The 17,485-nt window shown below is 53.5% G+C and carries 19 protein-coding genes; 7 read left to right on the forward strand and 12 right to left on the reverse strand.

Going from position 1 to position 17,485, the window contains the following annotated elements:
* Positions 1–13 precede the first annotated feature (13 nt).
* The 6 genes from ruvB to aspS all read right to left on the reverse strand — a co-directional run bounded on the left by ruvB (position 14) and on the right by aspS (position 5,426).
* Entirely contained in the window at positions 14–1,018 is a 1,005-nt protein-coding gene (gene ruvB, locus J2X14_RS05630) for a Holliday junction branch migration DNA helicase RuvB (RefSeq protein WP_352410251.1), read from the reverse strand.
* 8 nt (positions 1,019–1,026) lie between these two features.
* Positions 1,027–1,641, reverse strand: coding sequence for a Holliday junction branch migration protein RuvA (gene ruvA, locus J2X14_RS05635; RefSeq protein WP_352410252.1), 615 nt, complete (start codon positions 1,639–1,641; stop codon positions 1,027–1,029).
* 85 nt (positions 1,642–1,726) lie between these two features.
* Positions 1,727–2,251, reverse strand: a complete 525-nt coding sequence (ruvC, locus tag J2X14_RS05640) for a crossover junction endodeoxyribonuclease RuvC (protein ID WP_352410253.1) — start codon at positions 2,249–2,251, stop codon at positions 1,727–1,729.
* A gap of 37 nt (positions 2,252–2,288) precedes the next feature.
* Complete coding sequence (locus tag J2X14_RS05645) at positions 2,289–3,032, reverse strand: YebC/PmpR family DNA-binding transcriptional regulator (RefSeq protein WP_352410254.1); 744 nt, start codon at positions 3,030–3,032, stop codon at positions 2,289–2,291.
* Positions 3,033–3,211: 179 nt separating this feature from the next.
* Positions 3,212–3,646 carry a dihydroneopterin triphosphate diphosphatase gene (nudB, locus tag J2X14_RS05650; RefSeq protein ID WP_352410255.1) on the reverse strand — a complete coding sequence of 145 codons (435 nt, stop codon included), beginning with the start codon at positions 3,644–3,646 and terminating at the stop codon, positions 3,212–3,214.
* A gap of 1 nt (position 3,647) precedes the next feature.
* Entirely contained in the window at positions 3,648–5,426 is a 1,779-nt protein-coding gene (aspS, locus tag J2X14_RS05655; protein ID WP_352410256.1) for an aspartate--tRNA ligase, read from the reverse strand.
* A 314-nt stretch (positions 5,427–5,740) separates the two neighbouring features.
* Between aspS and J2X14_RS05660 the strand changes: the two genes are divergently transcribed.
* On the forward strand, positions 5,741–6,304 hold the full coding sequence (locus J2X14_RS05660) for a hydrolase (protein ID WP_352410257.1): 564 nt from the start codon (positions 5,741–5,743) through the stop codon (positions 6,302–6,304).
* Between the two features lie 81 nt (positions 6,305–6,385).
* Positions 6,386–7,207: a DUF72 domain-containing protein gene (locus J2X14_RS05665; protein WP_352410258.1), complete on the forward strand. Its 822-nt coding sequence runs from the start codon at positions 6,386–6,388 to the stop codon at positions 7,205–7,207.
* Positions 7,208–7,210: 3 nt separating this feature from the next.
* On the opposite strand, the gene J2X14_RS05670 is transcribed toward J2X14_RS05665, so the two are convergent.
* Positions 7,211–7,642, reverse strand: a complete 432-nt coding sequence (locus J2X14_RS05670; RefSeq protein ID WP_352410259.1) for a putative T6SS immunity periplasmic lipoprotein — start codon at positions 7,640–7,642, stop codon at positions 7,211–7,213.
* A gap of 264 nt (positions 7,643–7,906) precedes the next feature.
* Between J2X14_RS05670 and cmoA the strand changes: the two genes are divergently transcribed.
* The 4 genes from cmoA (at position 7,907) to J2X14_RS05690 (ending at position 11,389) form a co-directional block, all read left to right on the forward strand.
* The gene (gene cmoA / locus J2X14_RS05675) at positions 7,907–8,647 is read left to right on the forward strand and encodes a carboxy-S-adenosyl-L-methionine synthase CmoA (RefSeq protein ID WP_352410260.1); all 741 of its coding nucleotides are present in this window, start codon (positions 7,907–7,909) and stop codon (positions 8,645–8,647) included.
* A complete protein-coding gene (gene cmoB, locus J2X14_RS05680; RefSeq protein WP_352410261.1) occupies positions 8,644–9,612 on the forward strand; it encodes a tRNA 5-methoxyuridine(34)/uridine 5-oxyacetic acid(34) synthase CmoB in 969 nt (322 codons plus the stop codon). The genes cmoA and cmoB overlap by 4 nt, the downstream gene beginning before the upstream one ends.
* A gap of 138 nt (positions 9,613–9,750) precedes the next feature.
* Positions 9,751–10,200 (forward strand): DUF4385 domain-containing protein, encoded by a 450-nt coding sequence (locus J2X14_RS05685; protein WP_352410262.1) that lies wholly within the window; start codon positions 9,751–9,753, stop codon positions 10,198–10,200.
* A 91-nt stretch (positions 10,201–10,291) separates the two neighbouring features.
* Complete coding sequence (locus J2X14_RS05690) at positions 10,292–11,389, forward strand: glycerol dehydrogenase (protein WP_352410263.1); 1,098 nt, start codon at positions 10,292–10,294, stop codon at positions 11,387–11,389.
* A gap of 79 nt (positions 11,390–11,468) precedes the next feature.
* Here J2X14_RS05690 and J2X14_RS05695 read toward each other — a convergent pair whose 3' ends face one another.
* From J2X14_RS05695 to J2X14_RS05710, 4 genes are all read right to left on the reverse strand, one after another.
* Positions 11,469–12,314, reverse strand: coding sequence for a hypothetical protein (locus J2X14_RS05695; protein ID WP_352410264.1), 846 nt, complete (start codon positions 12,312–12,314; stop codon positions 11,469–11,471).
* Positions 12,315–12,513: 199 nt separating this feature from the next.
* Positions 12,514–14,193: a hypothetical protein gene (locus tag J2X14_RS05700; protein ID WP_352410265.1), complete on the reverse strand. Its 1,680-nt coding sequence runs from the start codon at positions 14,191–14,193 to the stop codon at positions 12,514–12,516.
* 146 nt (positions 14,194–14,339) lie between these two features.
* Positions 14,340–14,609: a DUF7940 domain-containing protein gene (locus tag J2X14_RS05705; protein ID WP_352410266.1), complete on the reverse strand. Its 270-nt coding sequence runs from the start codon at positions 14,607–14,609 to the stop codon at positions 14,340–14,342.
* The gene (locus tag J2X14_RS05710; protein ID WP_352410267.1) at positions 14,606–15,076 is read right to left on the reverse strand and encodes a glycoside hydrolase family protein; all 471 of its coding nucleotides are present in this window, start codon (positions 15,074–15,076) and stop codon (positions 14,606–14,608) included. The genes J2X14_RS05705 and J2X14_RS05710 overlap by 4 nt, the downstream gene beginning before the upstream one ends.
* A gap of 25 nt (positions 15,077–15,101) precedes the next feature.
* Here J2X14_RS05710 and J2X14_RS05715 point away from each other — a divergent pair, with 25 nt between their 5' ends.
* Complete coding sequence (locus tag J2X14_RS05715; RefSeq protein WP_352410268.1) at positions 15,102–15,848, forward strand: helix-turn-helix domain-containing protein; 747 nt, start codon at positions 15,102–15,104, stop codon at positions 15,846–15,848.
* A 1,038-nt stretch (positions 15,849–16,886) separates the two neighbouring features.
* Here J2X14_RS05715 and J2X14_RS05720 read toward each other — a convergent pair.
* Complete coding sequence (locus tag J2X14_RS05720; RefSeq protein ID WP_352410269.1) at positions 16,887–17,336, reverse strand: hypothetical protein; 450 nt, start codon at positions 17,334–17,336, stop codon at positions 16,887–16,889.
* Positions 17,337–17,485: the final 149 nt, after the last annotated feature.

Raw genomic sequence — 17,485 nt, forward strand, 5'->3', positions numbered from 1 at the left:
GGGACGGGCATGTTTACACCTCGCGGGTCATGCCGAAATGTTTGAAGGCATGTTGCGTGGCGATGCGCCCACGCGGCGTACGTTGAATAAAGCCCTGCTGAATCAAATAAGGCTCCAGCACGTCCTCAATGGTTTCACGCTCTTCGCCGATCGCCGCCGCCAGGTTATCCAGCCCTACCGGCCCGCCGGTGAACTTATCGATAATCGCTAACAGCAGCTTGCGATCCATATAGTCGAAGCCTTCATGATCGACATTCAACATATCAAGCGCTTTCGCCGCCACTTCGCCATCCATCACACCTTCGGCGCGCACTTCCGCAAAGTCACGCACGCGGCGCAGCAAACGGTTAGCGATACGCGGCGTACCGCGCGCGCGACGCGCCACTTCCAGCGCCCCTTCCGGGCTCAGGTCCAGCCCCAGACAGGCGGCGCTGCGCCCAACAATATGCTGCAAATCTTTAACCTGATAAAACTCCAGGCGCTGCACAATACCGAAACGATCGCGCAGCGGCGAGGTTAACGAACCGGCGCGCGTGGTGGCGCCAATCAGGGTGAACGGCGGCAGATCAAGTTTGATAGAGCGCGCAGCCGGGCCTTCGCCGATCATAATATCCAGCTGATAATCTTCCATCGCCGGATAGAGCACCTCTTCCACCACCGGCGACAGACGATGGATCTCATCGATAAACAGCACGTCGTGCGGCTCAAGGTTAGTCAGCATCGCCGCCAGATCGCCCGCTTTTTCCAGCACCGGGCCGGACGTGGTGCGCAGGTTAACGCCCATTTCATTGGCGACAATGTTCGCCAGCGTGGTTTTCCCTAATCCCGGCGGGCCAAAAATCAGCAGATGATCCAGCGCGTCGCCGCGCATTTTGGCCGCCTTGATAAAGATCTCCATCTGTTCGCGCACCTGCGGCTGACCAACATACTCATCCAGCAGGCGCGGACGGATCGCGCGATCGATAATTTCTTCTTCGCTCACATTGCCGGGTGAGACCAGGCGATCGGCTTCAATCATGGTTTACCTCAGAGCGCTGCGCGCAGCGCTTCACGAATCAGGGTTTCACAGTCAGCATCCGGGCGACCGACTTTACTTACCATCCGGCTCGCCTCCTGCGGTTTATACCCCAACGCCACCAGTGCGGCAACCGCTTCGGCCTCGGCATCGTTACCGTCAGCAACAGCATTCTCGCTGGTAAGCGTAAAGGTGGCGTCGCCGCCAAACAGATCGCCGTGCATGCCTTTAAAGCGATCTTTCATTTCCACCACCAGCCGCTCAGCGGTTTTTTTGCCGACGCCAGGCAGCTTCACCAGCGTCGCGACTTCTTCCCGCTCGACGGCGGTCACAAACTGCTGGGCGGACATACCGGAAAGGATCGCCAGCGCCAGCTTCGGCCCCACGCCATTCACTTTAATCAGCTCACGAAACAGCGCGCGCTCTTGCTTGCTGGTAAAGCCATACAGCAGCTGCGCATCTTCCCGCACGATAAACTGGGTGAAAATGATCGCTTCCTGATTCAGTTCAGGCAGCTCATAGAAGCAGGTCATTGGCATGTGGACGTCATATCCCACTCCGTTCGCTTCAATTAACACCAGCGGCGGTTGTTTTTCCAGAATGATGCCTCGCAGACGACCTATCACAGTTGCTTCCTTTGATTCGGGGAAAGGGAAAGTGTCAGAGTTATAACATAAAAAAGGCTGGATGAATATCCAGCCTGATAATGGGTTACGAACGTAATCTGCCGCGCGTCAACGTCAAACGTGACTCGCTTAGCTTGCTGGCGTTTTGGCTAACGTGACAGTGGGTAATCGCAATCGCCAGCGCATCGGCGGCGTCGGCCTGCGGGTTAGCCGCCAGCTTCAGCAATGTGCGCACCATATGCTGCACCTGGCTTTTTTCCGCGCTGCCGATGCCGACTACCGTCTGTTTCACCTGACGCGCTGCATATTCAAATACCGGCAGATCCTGATTCACCGCCGCCACGATAGCGGCGCCGCGCGCCTGACCCAGCTTCAGCGCCGAATCGGCGTTTTTCGCCATAAAAACCTGTTCGATGGCGAAAAAGTCTGGCTGAAACTGGGTGATAATTTCGCTAACGCCCGCGTAAATCAGCTTTAAACGGGTGGGCAGATCGTCAACGCCGGTGCGGATACAGCCGCTGCCGAGGTAAGTCAACTGCCGTCCAACCTGGCGGATCACGCCGTAGCCGGTAATTCGTGAACCTGGGTCAATACCCAGAATGATCGCCATCAGGCCGCTCCGTCAGGTTGGTGAATGACAACAACCATTACAGGGTTGCCGCCACCTCATCGGACATCTCACCGTTGTGGTAAACTTCCTGCACGTCGTCGCAATCTTCCAGCATATCGATCAGACGCATCAGTTTCGGTGCTGTTTCAATATCCATATCCGCTTTGGTGGAGGGGATCATCGTCACTTCCGCGTTTTCCGCTTGCAGACCCGCCGCATCCAGCGCATCTTTGACTTCGCCGAAATTTTCCCACGAGGTAAAGACGTCAATCGCGCCGTCGTCATAGGTCATGACGTCGTCAGCGCCCGCTTCCAGCGCCGCATCCATCACCGTATCTTCATCCAGGCCCGGCGCATAGGAAATCACGCCTTTTTTGGTGAACAGATAGGCTACGGAACCATCAGTACCCAGGTTGCCGCCGCACTTGGTAAAGGCGTGGCGCACTTCAGAAACGGTACGGTTACGGTTATCGCTCAAACATTCCACCATCACCGCCGTGCCGCCTGGGCCATAGCCTTCATAAATGATGGTTTCCATGTTGTTGTTATCGTCGCCGCCGACGCCGCGGGCGATAGCGCGATCCATGGTGTCACGCGTCATGTTGTTAGACAGCGCTTTATCCATTGCCGCGCGCAGACGCGGGTTCGAGGCGGGATCGCCGCCGCCCAGCTTCGCCGCCGTCACCAGCTCACGAATGATTTTGGTAAAAATCTTACCGCGTTTGGCATCCTGTGCCGCTTTGCGGTGTTTGGTGTTGGCCCATTTACTATGACCTGCCATAACTCTGCTCTCTCCAGGTTGACACCGGTCAGACCTCGCAAGGCCGGTTCCCCACAGGGAAACAACGCACCTTATGCCTGACGCTGTTGATTTTGTATCAGTCCAGACTGACTGACGGCTTCAGCGCTCTGGCTGATAAACAGCCCGCACTCTCCGTGCGCTGCGCTGCTGTCGGCCGGTTAGCCGACAAATTCTTCTATCGCCTGGCGATTACTCCAGGACTTGGTAAGACGGGCGGCAACGGCAACATCCAGCCATTGCCAGGCCAGATGCTCGCTTAACGCAATGCTGCGTTCGCCGGGCAACGCCAGCCGGAACCAGTGCTCGATATTGTGCGTAACGTGCGGCGCATAGCGATGACGAAAATACGGGAAGATTTCAAATTCAATCTGCCGCTGGCAATCTTCCAGCGTCAGCTTTTCGGCCGCCACATCGATGCACAGCTCTTCCCACACTTCGCGCTGCGCCGCCTCAGCGGGCGCTTCTCCCGCCTCCAGGCTGCCGGTCACCGACTGCCAGAAATCGGGATCGTCACGCCGCTGCAGCATCAGCACCCGCCCGGTATCCTGCGCGAAGATCACTACCAGTACCGAAACGGGCTGCTTAAAGGGCATCTTACAGGCTCTCTGGCTTTTCCTTTTTCACCACCTGAATGCTTAACTCCTCCAGCGACGCCGGATTAGCAAAGCTTGGCGCTTCCGTCATCAGACAGGCGGCCGCGGTGGTTTTCGGGAAGGCGATGACGTCACGAATATTGTCGGTGCCGGTCAGCAGCATCACCAGACGATCCAGGCCGAATGCCAGGCCCGCGTGCGGCGGCGTACCATACTTCAGCGCATCCAGCAGGAAGCCAAACTTCTCGCGCTGCTCGGTTTCGGTAATGCCCAGAATGCCAAACACGGTTTGCTGCATCTGGCCGTTGTGAATACGCACCGAGCCGCCGCCAACTTCGTAACCGTTGATCACCATATCGTACGCGTTGGCGATAGCGGTTTCCGGCGCGGCTTTCAACTCTTCCGGCGTCATGTCGCGCGGCGCGGTGAACGGGTGATGCATCGCCGTCAGGCCGCCCTCGCCGTTATCTTCAAACATTGGGAAATCGATCACCCACAGCGGCTTCCAGGCGCTAAGGTCGGTGATGTTCAGATCGCGGCCCAGCTTCAGACGCAGCGCGCCCATCGCATCGGCCACCACGCCCGCTTTATCGGCGCCGAAGAACACCATGTCGCCATCCTGCGCATCGGTACGCGCCAGGATCGCCTCAACGATTTCCGCGTTAAGGAATTTCGCTACCGGGCTTTGAATGCCTTCCAGCCCCTGTGCGCGCTGGTTGACTTTGATATACGCCAGCCCTTTCGCGCCGTAGATTTCAATAAACTTGCCGTATTCATCAATCTGCTTACGGCTAAGCTGAGCGCCGCCCGGCACGCGCAGCGCCGCGACGCGGCCTTTGGCATCGTTCGCCGGGCCGGAGAAGACTTTAAACTCAACCGCTTTCACCAGGTCGGCCACGTCCACCAGCTCCATCGGGTTACGCAGATCCGGTTTGTCGGAGCCGTAACGACGCATCGCTTCGGCAAAGGTCATTTGCGGGAACTCGCCCAGATCGACGCCTTTTATTTCCAGCCACAGCTGGCGCGCCAGACGCTCCATCACTTCACGCACCTCAGGTGCGGTCATAAAGGAGGTTTCCACATCGATTTGGGTAAATTCAGGCTGACGGTCAGCACGCAGGTCTTCATCGCGGAAGCATTTCACGATCTGATAGTAGCGATCGAAACCGGACATCATCAGCAGCTGCTTAAACAGCTGAGGCGACTGCGGCAGCGCGTAGAATTTGCCTTTATGTACGCGGCTTGGCACCAGATAGTCACGCGCGCCTTCCGGCGTGGCTTTGGTCAGCATCGGCGTTTCAATATCCAGAAAGCCGTTATCGTCCATAAAGCGACGCACCAGGCTGGTGATTTTGGCACGCGCCTTCAGGCGCTGCGCCATTTCCGGACGACGCAGATCGAGGTAGCGATATTTCAGACGCGCCTCTTCCGTGTTGACCTGGTTAAAATCGAGCGGCAGCGGTTCGGCACGGTTGATAATGTTCAGCGCGGTGGCAAACACTTCCACTTCGCCGGTGGCCATATCCGGGTTTTTATTACGCTCTTCACGAGCGCGCACCACGCCGGTGACCTGAATGCAGAACTCGTTACGCAGCTCAGAGGCCAGATTGAATGCCTCCTGGCGATCCGGGTCGAAAAAGACCTGGACGATACCTTCACGGTCGCGCATATCAATAAAGATCAGGCTCCCGAGATCGCGGCGACGGTTAACCCAACCGCAGAGAGTCACTTGCTGACCAACATGAGACAGATTGATCTGTCCGCAATATTCTGTACGCATAACGCTATCCTTTTAACTTCGCCGCTGCAGCATGGGCAGCGCTGTTGTGTCGTCCTGGAGTCAGGTCATCCGGCGGATAACCATCAGGCAGACGCTGCCGCAAAAAGGCAGGCATTATAATGTAAAAAGCGAGGCACGATAAGGGGCAACGGCTCAGCGCGCAGAAAGCCTGCCTATTTGTTATCCCCTACTGGCTAATGTTAGCGCCGCGCACATAGAAATTCACAAAATTGATGAATTAACGACACTTTTCCGCTCGCCCGCAGGCTGGCGAGTCAAGTAGGCTAACGGTTTTGTCTTTTGCGGAGAGCAACATGAAACTGAATTCTGAATCAACCGCGCTGGTTTTAATCGACCTCCAGGAAGGTATTCTGCCTTTTGCCGGTGGCCCGCACAGCGCGCAGCAGGTGGTGTCAGGCGCAGCAAAGCTGGCGGAAAAGTTCCGCGCCGTTAATGCGCCGGTGGTACTGGTACGCGTTGGCTGGTCGCCTGATTTTGCCGACGCGCCGAAGCAGGAAGTCGATTCTGCGCTGATGCATGGCGCGCTGCCGGAAAACTGGTGGGATTACCCTGCGGCGCTGGGCGCGCAGGCCGGTGATATTGAAGTGGTTAAGCATCAGTGGGGTGCGTTTTACGGCACCGATCTGGAGTTACAGCTGCGCCGTCGCGGTATTGATACCATTGTACTGGGCGGCATTTCGACCAATATTGGCGTAGAATCTACCGCACGCAACGCCTGGGAATTAGGCTTTAACCTGGTGATTGCCGAAGATATTTGCAGCGCAGGCAGCGTGGAGCAGCACAACAGCAGCCTGGAGTGGATTTTCCCGCGCATCGCCAAAATTCGCGGTAGCGATGAGATTATCGCTGCGCTGTAACCTGAACCGGACGGCGCGCAGCCTCCGCACCTGACGCTCTGGCGGGTTACCTCGCCGGGGCATCTCTGTTACGGGAGCATTATGACCTTTCGTCTTGGTTTGCCGCAGTGGCAACATCAGCACTGGAAACGCTACGGGCTGGAAACGCTGGCCGACTATGCCCGCTATTTTAACTGCGTTGAAGGCAATACCACGCTCTATGCCCTGCCGAAAGCGGAAGTGGTGCTGCGCTGGCGCGAAATGACCCACGATGATTTCCGTTTCTGCTTTAAATTCCCTGCCACGATCAGCCATCAGGCGGCGCTGCGCGACTGTGACGATCTGCTGGATACCTTTTTTCGTACGCTGGATCCGCTTAGCGCGCGCATTGGGCAATACTGGCTACAGCTGCCCGCTGCCTTTGGCCCTGATTCGCTGGCGGCGCTGTGGGCCTTTCTTGATAGCCTGCCAGCCGCCTTCCGCTACGGCGTAGAAGTGCGTCATCCCGCTTTTTTCGCCAAGGGTGAAGCGGAGCGCGCGCTGAATCGCGGCCTGCACCAGCGCGGCGTCAACCGGGTGATCCTCGACAGCCGTCCGGTTCATGCTTCCAATGCCGTCACGCCCGCTACGCTGGATGCCAAAGCGAAAAAGCCGAAGGTGCCGCCGCACGCCATTATGACCGCCAGCGATCCCATGGTGCGTTTTATCGGCAGCGAATCCCCGCAGGAAAATCAGCTGTGGTTTGAAGACTGGCTGAGTAAGCTACCCGGCTGGCAGGAAAAAGGAACGCCGTGGCTGTTTATTCATACGCCGGATATTGGCGAGGTGCTGGATCTGGTACAAACGCTGTGGCCGCGCCTGCAACAGGCGTTGCCGCAGGTGGGTGCGCCCCCGGACTGGCCGCAGCAGGCGGCGCTGTTTTAAACGTTATATGCGGGTCGCCATCAGTTTGCCGTCGACGCGATAAAGGGTGAACGTAGCGATGAAATTTCTGCCGCCCATTTTTGCTGCGGGTTTGATAAAGGTACCGATAGAAACGCCGTAAGCCCGGCCCTCTTTAAAGGGATAGTCAAACAGAGGAACGCATTGGTTACGAGAAAGCGGTATGGCTTTATCCTCCATGGAATAAAATTTCCTGAACGTATTTTGCGCGTTATCAAACGAATTAATTTCAATAAGGTTTAAATGCTCATTATCTTTTGCATCAATTAACACGCAAACTTTATCATTGATGGTGATGACCTTTGCCCGATACCGGTCAAGCGTTTTTCCTTCGCAAGCGGTTAACATTGTGACCGCTGTAATGATTAATAATGGTTTTATAGCGCACATCGTTATAGTTACCGTTTTTTTGTCCACCCTATCCATTCAGGGCGTTATGCGTTTCGTTAATTACCGCGAAACGCCAACCCGCGCCCGAGCGGCACAGCATAAAGTTGCGTGAAAAATAAACTGTGCCTGAGGCCGTAATCGCGCGCTTTTGAGACCGTTCTTGCTAAGCACGCCGCGTCTTCACGACTAAACGGTTGCCGCAGCCGGTGCGGTGCTACGCGACAACAGGTGCAGCGCGCCGCGCTTTCTGCCAAAATAACGCCCTTTCCGTAGTTGACCGGATTTACCCCTATGTCTAATCGAGATACGCTGTTCTCCGCGCCTATTGATAAACTGGGCGACTGGACGTTTGATGAGCGCGTAGCTGAAGTTTTCCCGGATATGATCCAACGCTCGGTGCCGGGTTATTCCAATATCATTTCCATGATCGGTATGCTGGCCGAACGCTTTGTTAAGCCCAATACGCGGGTTTACGATTTAGGCTGTTCGCTGGGTGCCGCCACGCTTTCCGTGCGTCGTTCGGTACAGGCGGACGGCTGCAAAATTATTGCGGTTGATAACTCGCCAGCGATGGTGGAGCGCTGCCGTCGGCATATTGATGCCTTCCGCGCCAGCACGCCGGTGGAGGTGATCGAAGCCGACATTCGCGACATCAAGATTGAAAACGCCTCGATGGTGGTGCTGAATTTCACCCTGCAGTTCCTCGCGCCGGACGATCGTCTGACGCTGCTGGAGCGGATTTATCAAGGCCTGAATGCTGGCGGCGCGCTGGTGCTGTCGGAAAAATTCAGTTTTGAGAATGCCGAAGTGGGCGAGCTGCTATTTAACATGCATCACGACTTCAAGCGTGCCAACGGCTACAGCGAGCTGGAAATTAGCCAGAAGCGCAGCATGCTGGAAAACGTGATGCTGACCGACTCGGTTGAAGCGCATAAGGCGCGCCTGCGTCAGGCGGGTTTTCAGCACAGCGAACTCTGGTTTCAGTGTTTTAACTTTGGCTCTCTGGTGGCGTTAAAAGCAGGTACGGCATGATCGATTTCGGCAATTTTTATCGGCTTATCGCTCAGGGCCCGCTGGCCAGCTGGCTTGAAGTGCTGCCGTCACAGCTGGCTGCCTGGCAGCGGGAAAACCTGCACGGTCATTTTCGCAACTGGACCAAAGCGGTGGATAATCTGCCGTCGCTGACGCCGCAGCATCTTGATTTAGTGAACAGCGTGACCGCCGACAGCGATGCGCTTAGCGATCGCCAGCGTCAGGGCATCGAAAAGCTGCTGCGTACCCTGATGCCGTGGCGCAAAGGGCCTTATGCGCTTTATGGCACCCTGATTGATACCGAGTGGCGCTCCGACTGGAAGTGGGATCGCGTGCTGCCGCATATTTCACCGCTGACCGATCGCACCGTGCTGGATGTTGGCTGCGGCAGCGGTTATCACATGTGGCGGATGATCGGCGCAGGCGCCAACCTGGTGGTGGGCATCGATCCCACCCAGCTGTTCCTGTGCCAGTTTGAAGCGGTCCGCAAGCTGCTGGGCAACGACCAGCGCGCGCATCTGCTGCCGGTCGGCATTGAACAGCTGCCGGAGCTAAAGGCGTTTGATACCGTGTTTTCCATGGGCGTGCTCTATCATCGTCGCTCTCCGCTCGATCATCTCTATCAGCTAAAAAATCAGCTGGTGAGCGGCGGCGAGCTGGTGCTGGAAACGCTGGTTATCGAGGGCGACGAGCATGATGTGCTGGTGCCGGGCGAGCGCTACGCGCAAATGCGCAACGTCTGGTTTATTCCCTCGGCGCCAGCGTTGGCGCGCTGGCTGGAGAAGTGCGGCTTTGTTGATGTGCGTATCGTGGATTTCTCCCGCACCTCTACCGATGAGCAGCGCCGTACCGACTGGATGGTAACCGAGTCGCTGGCGGATTTTCTTGACCCCAACGACAGCAGCAAAACGCTGGAAGGTTATCCCGCCCCGCTGCGCGCCGTGCTGGTCGCGCGCAAGCCGTAATCGCGCCTTGCAGGGCATCCGCCTGATGCCCTGCTCTCTCATTCCCGCCTTATGCCCTGCCCGGACAAAACGCCTCTTAGCAGAAAGCAGAGTTTAGCGATGAACACTAAACTTAACGCAGCGATCACAGGAGGGAGCATGAGAGAGTTTGATTATGAGCTGGATTTTAAAACCATCGATTTTCGCCAGCAGCCGGAGCTGTATCAGGTAGGCCGCGGCGAACAGGGTGTATTGCTGGTCGAGCCTTATAAATCAGAAATATTACCGCACTGGCGTTTTCGTACGCCCGCTATCGCGCGTGAGTCAGCGGAAAAAATCATGGCGCTGTTTGAAAATTATCGACAGCAGGATGATTTTGTCGGCATGGATATGGCGCGTAAATTTATCCAGATGGGCTTTACCCGCGCGCGGCGCTACGCCAACCATCCCGGCGGTAAAAAATATGATGCCGAGCGCCAGGTATTGCCGCAGCAGCTGGATGCGGAGAAGGTGGAATCAGCAACCATTTTCAAAGGCTACTGGGATAAAATTCGCGCCGATGAAGATTATCTGCGGCGTAAAAAAGCGCACCAGCAGCGCTACGGTTAATCTCTTTTTGCCACGCTTTAACAAACCAACGCGCAAAAACCTGCCAGGCTGTAGCTAACACCTTAAATCGATAGCTAAAAGGAGAGCAGGAATGAGTAAGTTTGTTTTTTCCTCCCCACGCAAATATGTTCAGGGCGCAGGCGTCCTGTCTGAGCTGGGAACCTGGCTGAAAGAACTGGGCGATAGTGCCTTCCTGATCGCTGACGATATTGTTTGGGGTCTGGTTGGTGAGCAGGTGCAGGAGACGCTCAGGCAGAGCGAGATCCAGCAGCATTATGAAAAATTCAATGGCGAGGCGTCCGGGAATGAAATTACCCGCCTGGCGAACGCGGCGCGCCAGCAGGGTTCGGCGATCGTTGTCGGCCTGGGCGGCGGCAAAACGCTCGATACGGCAAAAGCGGTAGCGGATGAACTGCAGGCGCCGGTGGTGATTGTCCCCACCGCTGCCTCAACCGATGCGCCCTGTAGCGCGCTTTCCGTTATCTACTCCGATAGCGGCGTATTTGAAAGCTATCGCTTCTACAGTAAAAACCCCGATCTGGTGCTGGTCGATACCTGGGTTTGCGCTCAGGCACCGGTTCGGCTGTTTGCCTCTGGCATTGCCGACGGCCTGGCAACCTACGTTGAAGCGCAGGCGGTGCTGCGTTCGCACGGTAAATCGATGGTTAATGGCGATCCGACCATTGCCGGGATGGCGATTGCCCGCGCTTGCGAAGAGACGCTGCTGACCTGGGGCTACAGCGCCTGGACCGCTGTCGCGCAGAAGCGCGTGACACCGGCGGTTGAAGCGGTGGTGGAAGCCAACACGCTGCTGTCGGGACTGGGCTTTGAAAATGCCGGTCTGGCGGGCGCGCATGCGATTCATAACGGCTTTACCGCGATCGAAGGCGATATCCATCATCTGACGCACGGGGAAAAAGTCGCGTATGGCACGCTGACGCAAATGGTGCTGGAGCAGCGGCCGGATGAAGAGATTGCACGCTATATCCGCTTCTATCGCTCAATCAATATGCCGACCACCCTGGCGGAAATGCATCTGGAGCAGGAAAGCTGGGAAAATATGGTGAAAATCGGCGCGCTGGCGAACGGCGAAGGCGATACGCTGAAGAACCTGAATCCAAACCTGACGCCGGAAGCGGTAGCCAATGCTATTCTGGCGGTGGATGCCTTTAGCCAAAGCGTAAAATAATCAGGCGCGACGTTAACCTGATCGAGGCGCCCAACGGCGGCGCCTCTGTGCTATGCAGCCCGACCTTTAGCGCTCTACCCTATTCCGTCTTGCCATCCCAGTATTCAAAGCGATACGCCGTCCCCAGCTGACGCTCCAGGGTTTCCTGCCCGGTGATTTCCGTTTCATGGGAGTAGCTCAGGGTACAGTTACCGGTTTTATCCCAGCTCTGACACTCATCAAGCGTGGTAATGCTGCCGTTGCTGGTGGTATTCACCATCCGCATACCCAGCTCGCGCTGTTGATTATCGTAGGAGTAACTCTCCTGACTTTGCGCCGAACTGCTGCCGGTGAGCAGCCCCGCCTTGTTCCAGCGATAGCGATACTCGCCGTTAGTGAGTGCATCCGATCCGCGTGAGGTACTACTGCTTAAGCGCAGCTGAGGATCATAATCGTAGGTGGTTTCGGTGAAGCCTTTCTTTCCCATCAGAATAAAGCTGTCGCTGGCGCTGATGATATTGCCTTTAGCGCCCACCATATAGCTGATATTGCCCTGTTTGTTATTCACCTCAACCAGGGCATCCTCTTTTTGTACTTTTACTGAGATTTGATATTCAGCCAGCCAGCCATGATTAACGCGAAAAATATGCTGCTCCATCGCTAACACAATGTTTTGATCGTTTTTATCGTAGCTGATATCCGCCACGACCAGCTGGCCGCACCGGTCGAACTGGCCCAGCACGCGCTTTTGCGAATTAACGTTTTTGCCAAACTCGCCCATTACCACCTGTTTAATCGGCCCTTTTGCCGTGCCGCCCAGCAAAATCACGCTGTTGCTCTGGGTTATCGCTGCAGGAAGGGGGCGACAGGTTTCCGCCGCCACGTTCAGGCTGCAAACGCTCAGGCTGAAAAAGCCGGTAGTCAGTGCCAGGGATCCAGACTTCATTATCAATTCCTGTGTTAAACAACGGGACGCTGGCGTTTACGCGTCCGCCGAGGGCGGTCTAAGGCCGGGCTGGCGTTACCGATAGGATAATATCCAGCATAGCCCATGACGCAGGGAGCGGTATAGCGAAGGCGTGGAGATACAGCACGAAATATCGCGGTGAAAAAAGCCTTCCGCATGGCGCGGAAGGCTCAAAGGGTTATGCTGGCGTTACCGTCTCGTTATTATCGAACGATAACCAGGCCGAGTTTTTCGCCGAACCTAAAGAGTAGTAATAACGCAGCTTCTTATCGGCACCGTATCCCAGCACCATTTTACCCATCGCTTTACCAATGTTATTCACTGTCGAGGTCAGAGATTTCAGCTGTGCCTGTGAATAGACGAAGCCACAGGTAATGCCGTCATTCTGATTAAACAGCCATTCAATTTCCGGCACATCCCCTTCGGTTGACGCACTGGAACCACCGGATGAATTGGTTTTGGTATAGCGAATTGAAAGCGGTACTGCAGAATTAAGATTGTAACAGTTGCTCATTACAAACTTCTCGCCCACATCACGCATGCTTGACGCATATTTCCCTGAGGCGAATCCGGTACTGGTAATATGAATTTTCGCCAGGTTAATTAAGCTGAGCGCATATTCATTTTTACCCACATCAATGATGCTGTGGTTAATTGAGAGCGTACCGCCCGATCCGCCCTGGAACAGGATGCCGCTGGCGGTGCCATTACCACGCAGACGACAACCGGTAAGCAGAAGCGTATTGGACTCGTTAGTGGAACTTTTAATTAAATTGGCGAAGCCATCAGCAAAACAGTTATTCAAATGCAAATCTTCCGCCGGTACCAGGTTAAAGGCGTTATTTTTCGGATCGCCTTTATTCAGCATCGAAATTTGCAGCGTCAGTTTATGCTGACCGGAAACGGTTGATGAGCGGTCAAGAATAAAACCATCCCCAACCGATCCTTCATCCATCACTACCGTTGAGCGGATATTCACGTTAAACGACCAGTTCTGTACGCAAATTGCCCCGCGTTTTGGCGCCCAGTTCGCCCCCTGCAAATCAGTGGGTTTACGGGTGTACTTGATGGTGTTCTCTACCATGACGTTGGTACACATAATATAGGCTTCCGCCCACCAGGTAGCGCCACCGATAGAAACGTTACCAATGGATGAACCGTTACTGATCCCTTCCATCACAAAGTGACGGCGGAACGGACCATACGCCAGGTTATTCGCCATAATGGTATGCTGGGCATCAAACTGCGCACGTCCGGTATTGGAGGTGACCGGCGCTTCGGCATGAAACGCGATACGTCCATCGGTACCCTCTTTACAGGAGGCGTAGTTATGAGCAATGACCGTACCTGAACCCCAAATACTCACTGCGTCGCCGCGATCTTCCAGCCCTACGCCGATACAGTCGAGGAAGTTATTACCAATGATACGTGAACCATGGGCACGCTGAACGGAACCGGCAATCACCGCGTTCACCTGGTTAACCATGGTACAGCCTTCAACGACACAGAAATCGGCCTGAATATCGATCGTACCCTGACGCCCGCCGCCCGCTTCATTACTTTGCAGCAAAAGTGGATTGGTTGATTTCAGCTGGCGTACCTGGCAACGTTCATGTTTAAGCGCAATCATGGCGCGGCCGCTCATATCAGAGCCTATCGGCCGGATTTCACCCGTCTCCGTTCCTTCGATAATCTGCCCTTCAAAGGCAGTTTTAACCTGCGCAGAAAGATTAATAATGGTGTCGACAATGACATATCTCTCTTTTTTAAGCAGCGCCTGAAAGGCGGCAGTATTATCGGTTTTATAATCAGTTGCGCTTGTTGCTGCAATTTTCTGTGAAGATGTAGTTAAAGCCATGATGAACCTCCAGAATGAAAAAATAAGGGTTTTTATCCGTGTTAAAACTATTCAGTACGTAAATTCAGGTTGCGGAAATCCCTTTCCGCTTTTATTACGGAATTATATTTTTACCGCTTTTATTATTTAGCCCTGGTGCTTATCACTTAATGTTGTGATGAATTATTACTATTTTCTGTTTCAGTTGACGCCACTGAACCCGGCGGTGCTTTTTGTCGGGTAATACGTGAAAGCATCCCTAACAGCATGACGACGAATGAAGCGACCTGTAGCCAGTGCGACGGAATCATTGATTTTAAGTCAGGTGGCATTTCAAGCCAGATAGTTGGCAACAGCCCCAGCAGCACCAGCGCCTTCGTAGAATGCCAGCGCCACCAGTCCGGCCAATCCTTAACTAGTCGTAATTTCATCCTCATACAATCACCCCTCTGTAACTGTCATAACTGCCACTTCGCATGACTTCTGCATGGCGCTTTGCTCTATTCGGTGTTTGCCGGGCCCACTTGCTCATCAGCATGCTGCTGGCCGCCGCGGCAAAATTTTCCTGGGAAATCAGGGCCAATGTATTCTTGAATGCCGCCAACCCCTCGATACCCATCTGCCATGCCATACTGTGCAAAATATCGCTACGCGGTTCGTTACAATGGCGCAGCGCATCAACAATTCCTGGTATGGCATTCATTTGTAACCTGTTATTGCTTAACAGAGTTTCCAGCCATACGCTCCCCACTTCTTCCGGCACCGTAAAGGTGTAGTTAGTGATTGGGCATCCACGTGGCCCAAGTTTTATGCCATAAGCCACGGTGGGATAGCCTTCGGTATCGATATAGGGCTTTGCCCGATAACCTTCTTCAAATTTAAGAATTTTTATTATTTCGCTCATAGCACACTCCTTCTCCAGCTTACCTGTGACCTTGTTAAAAATTGGCTCTGCCGCATTGGTGGTTTTCATTCTGTTATGTATAATGCTTGAACCCATAACAAAACGTATCGAATCAGGCCATAGCAAAGCGTGTTTGACGAACAATACGGCGCGCTATAAATTTTCGTTTATGAAAACAGATTCTCTTGCTACGCGGCTCAATATAGCGATGAACATGGCCGGAATGACTCAGGGTGCTTTAGCTAAAGCATCCGGCGTTTCCCAGCCCACTATCTGGCGTCTGACCAAAGGTCAGGCCGCAGGATCGCGCAAGCTGGTCGACATCGCGGCCGCACTCAACGTCAATGTCGAATGGCTGGCCAAAGGTCAGGGAGAGATGCAAGGACCTTCAACCAGAGAAGGTTTTTCACATACTCCCGCGGCCAGTGACGTTCCTGTCTGGACGCTGGCGGGTAAAACCAGCGAGACCGTTACCACGCCTAACGGCGTCCGCGCCAAAAAAACCTGGCGAGCCTATTTGATAGATCGAAACAGCGGTTGTGCTGAAGCCACTGCGGGCAGTATCGTGATTATTGATACTGATATTCCGCCTGAATCGGGCGACCTGGTCATCGCCCGTGTCAGTGAACGCATCAGCGTCTATCGCTATCTCGAAGGTCCATCTAACGGCTTTTTAACCGTGGATGATCCACGCTTACCGGCTGTTGAACTCTCCTCCTCTGCCGAACTCATCGGCGTTGCTATATTTTTAATCCGTGATTTGCGCCGGTAAGCCGCCACATCATCATCCGGTAAGGTGAACTCGCGATATTGCCCACCGGCGACACGATATAAGACATAAATCATGGCGACCCTCTTCAGCTACTAAGCTCGTCAGTTATCTAACTTCCCATCGGCGCCTGGCGCCGCTCCGGGTTCAACTATGCTTCAACACGCCTATGAAGCATGAATGCGGCTTATTAGTTCGCTGACGAGGCGGTCAACACATTCACGAGACTTCATAACCTTTGTTATTAAAAATACTATTAGCTATTAAAAAAGAGTCAAGTTTGTTTACTGAAAAAAGTGGTCTTAATCGCAAGAGATTCTGATAGCAAAACGTAGGATAGACGGGCGTCTCAGCCGGTTAGGCGTGTGCTAACTTCGTGCCAGCTAATCATTTTTTCTCATTTAATGATTAAACAAGCTTAACGGTAACAAGAGATAAAAAGATGCTAAAAAAAATTTCGAAAATAGTTTAAAAAAATCTTCCCGCCATAGCGATAATCCGATCGCTCTAAAAATAATCGCTTTAAAACAATCATTTAAAAAGCATGCAACCCAAAAGTGGTATTTTTTCATGGAGATGAGGAAAAGCGCCATCTGTCAGCCCATAATGGCATAACAAGAAAATATATTATTATTCAATAACTTAAAAATATTGGCGTTTGTTTAACGATACACCGGTGTTGTCGGACGTGCTTTAAGGATGTGGTTAGCGACAGTAATCAATGTGAGAATTGTGATCGTGCGCGTTTAGTTAAATTTGCTGAAACTTTAACCTTTTACTTAAGACCAAAGCGTATTAAAGGTAATAGCATAAATTTTGACCTTTAAAAAATGCTCTCTGATCCAGGTCATGGGAAGGGTCGGGGCGATGTTCGGTGAGAGTACCCGTTTGGCCGCTGCGGGCAGAAGATAAAGACGAATAAAATTGCCGCCGCATTTATTTGCGGCAGCCAGCAAGCGATATGGGCTGAGGGCGGGCTAATGTTGAAAAAAGAACGGCTCACCGCGCGCCCGTAGCGTTGAAAAAGGATCGCTTCTCTTTTTATGATCCTGACTGGGCTTCAAAATCTTGTTGTAAGCGTTCTGGATTAAGCGCGACCGCTTGCGTATTAGTGGTGATGATCTGGCGCAGCATCAGGTTCTGATGGGCATACCTTTTCGCCTGATCGTTAAGCGCGGTCACCACCGAACTTTTATCCGATGTTTTATCCTGTCGCACGGAATAAAGCATAAACGAGGACTCATCTTCTTTTGGCCGACATCCTACAAACCAATGCTCATCGCGATAAAGCAGTTTGCATGTGGCGGTAAAAAGGGTCATCGCAAGGCCACTCTGGATATCGCTACGCGCAACGGTAGCCCAGTGAGGAGGGGTTAATGATTCGCCGGGTTTATCTGGATTTTTAACAAACGTTATACCTTCCTGGTCATTACATGCGGTCAAAGCCAGCACCATAACGGCAAGGATCGATGTTAACTTCCTGTTTTTCATAATTCTTTACCCTAACTATCTCTGTAACAAAATTTTACTCTGCTTACAAAAGCGCAGTAGCGATGAAAAATTATATAAGAATTTGAGGGAAATAATCGAGATTATTCTTATCGAATTTTTATATAACTGCGCAATATGTGTGACGAAAG

The sequence above is a fragment of the Mixta sp. BE291 genome (assembly GCF_031457955.1).
GTDB lineage: Bacteria > Pseudomonadota > Gammaproteobacteria > Enterobacterales > Enterobacteriaceae > Mixta.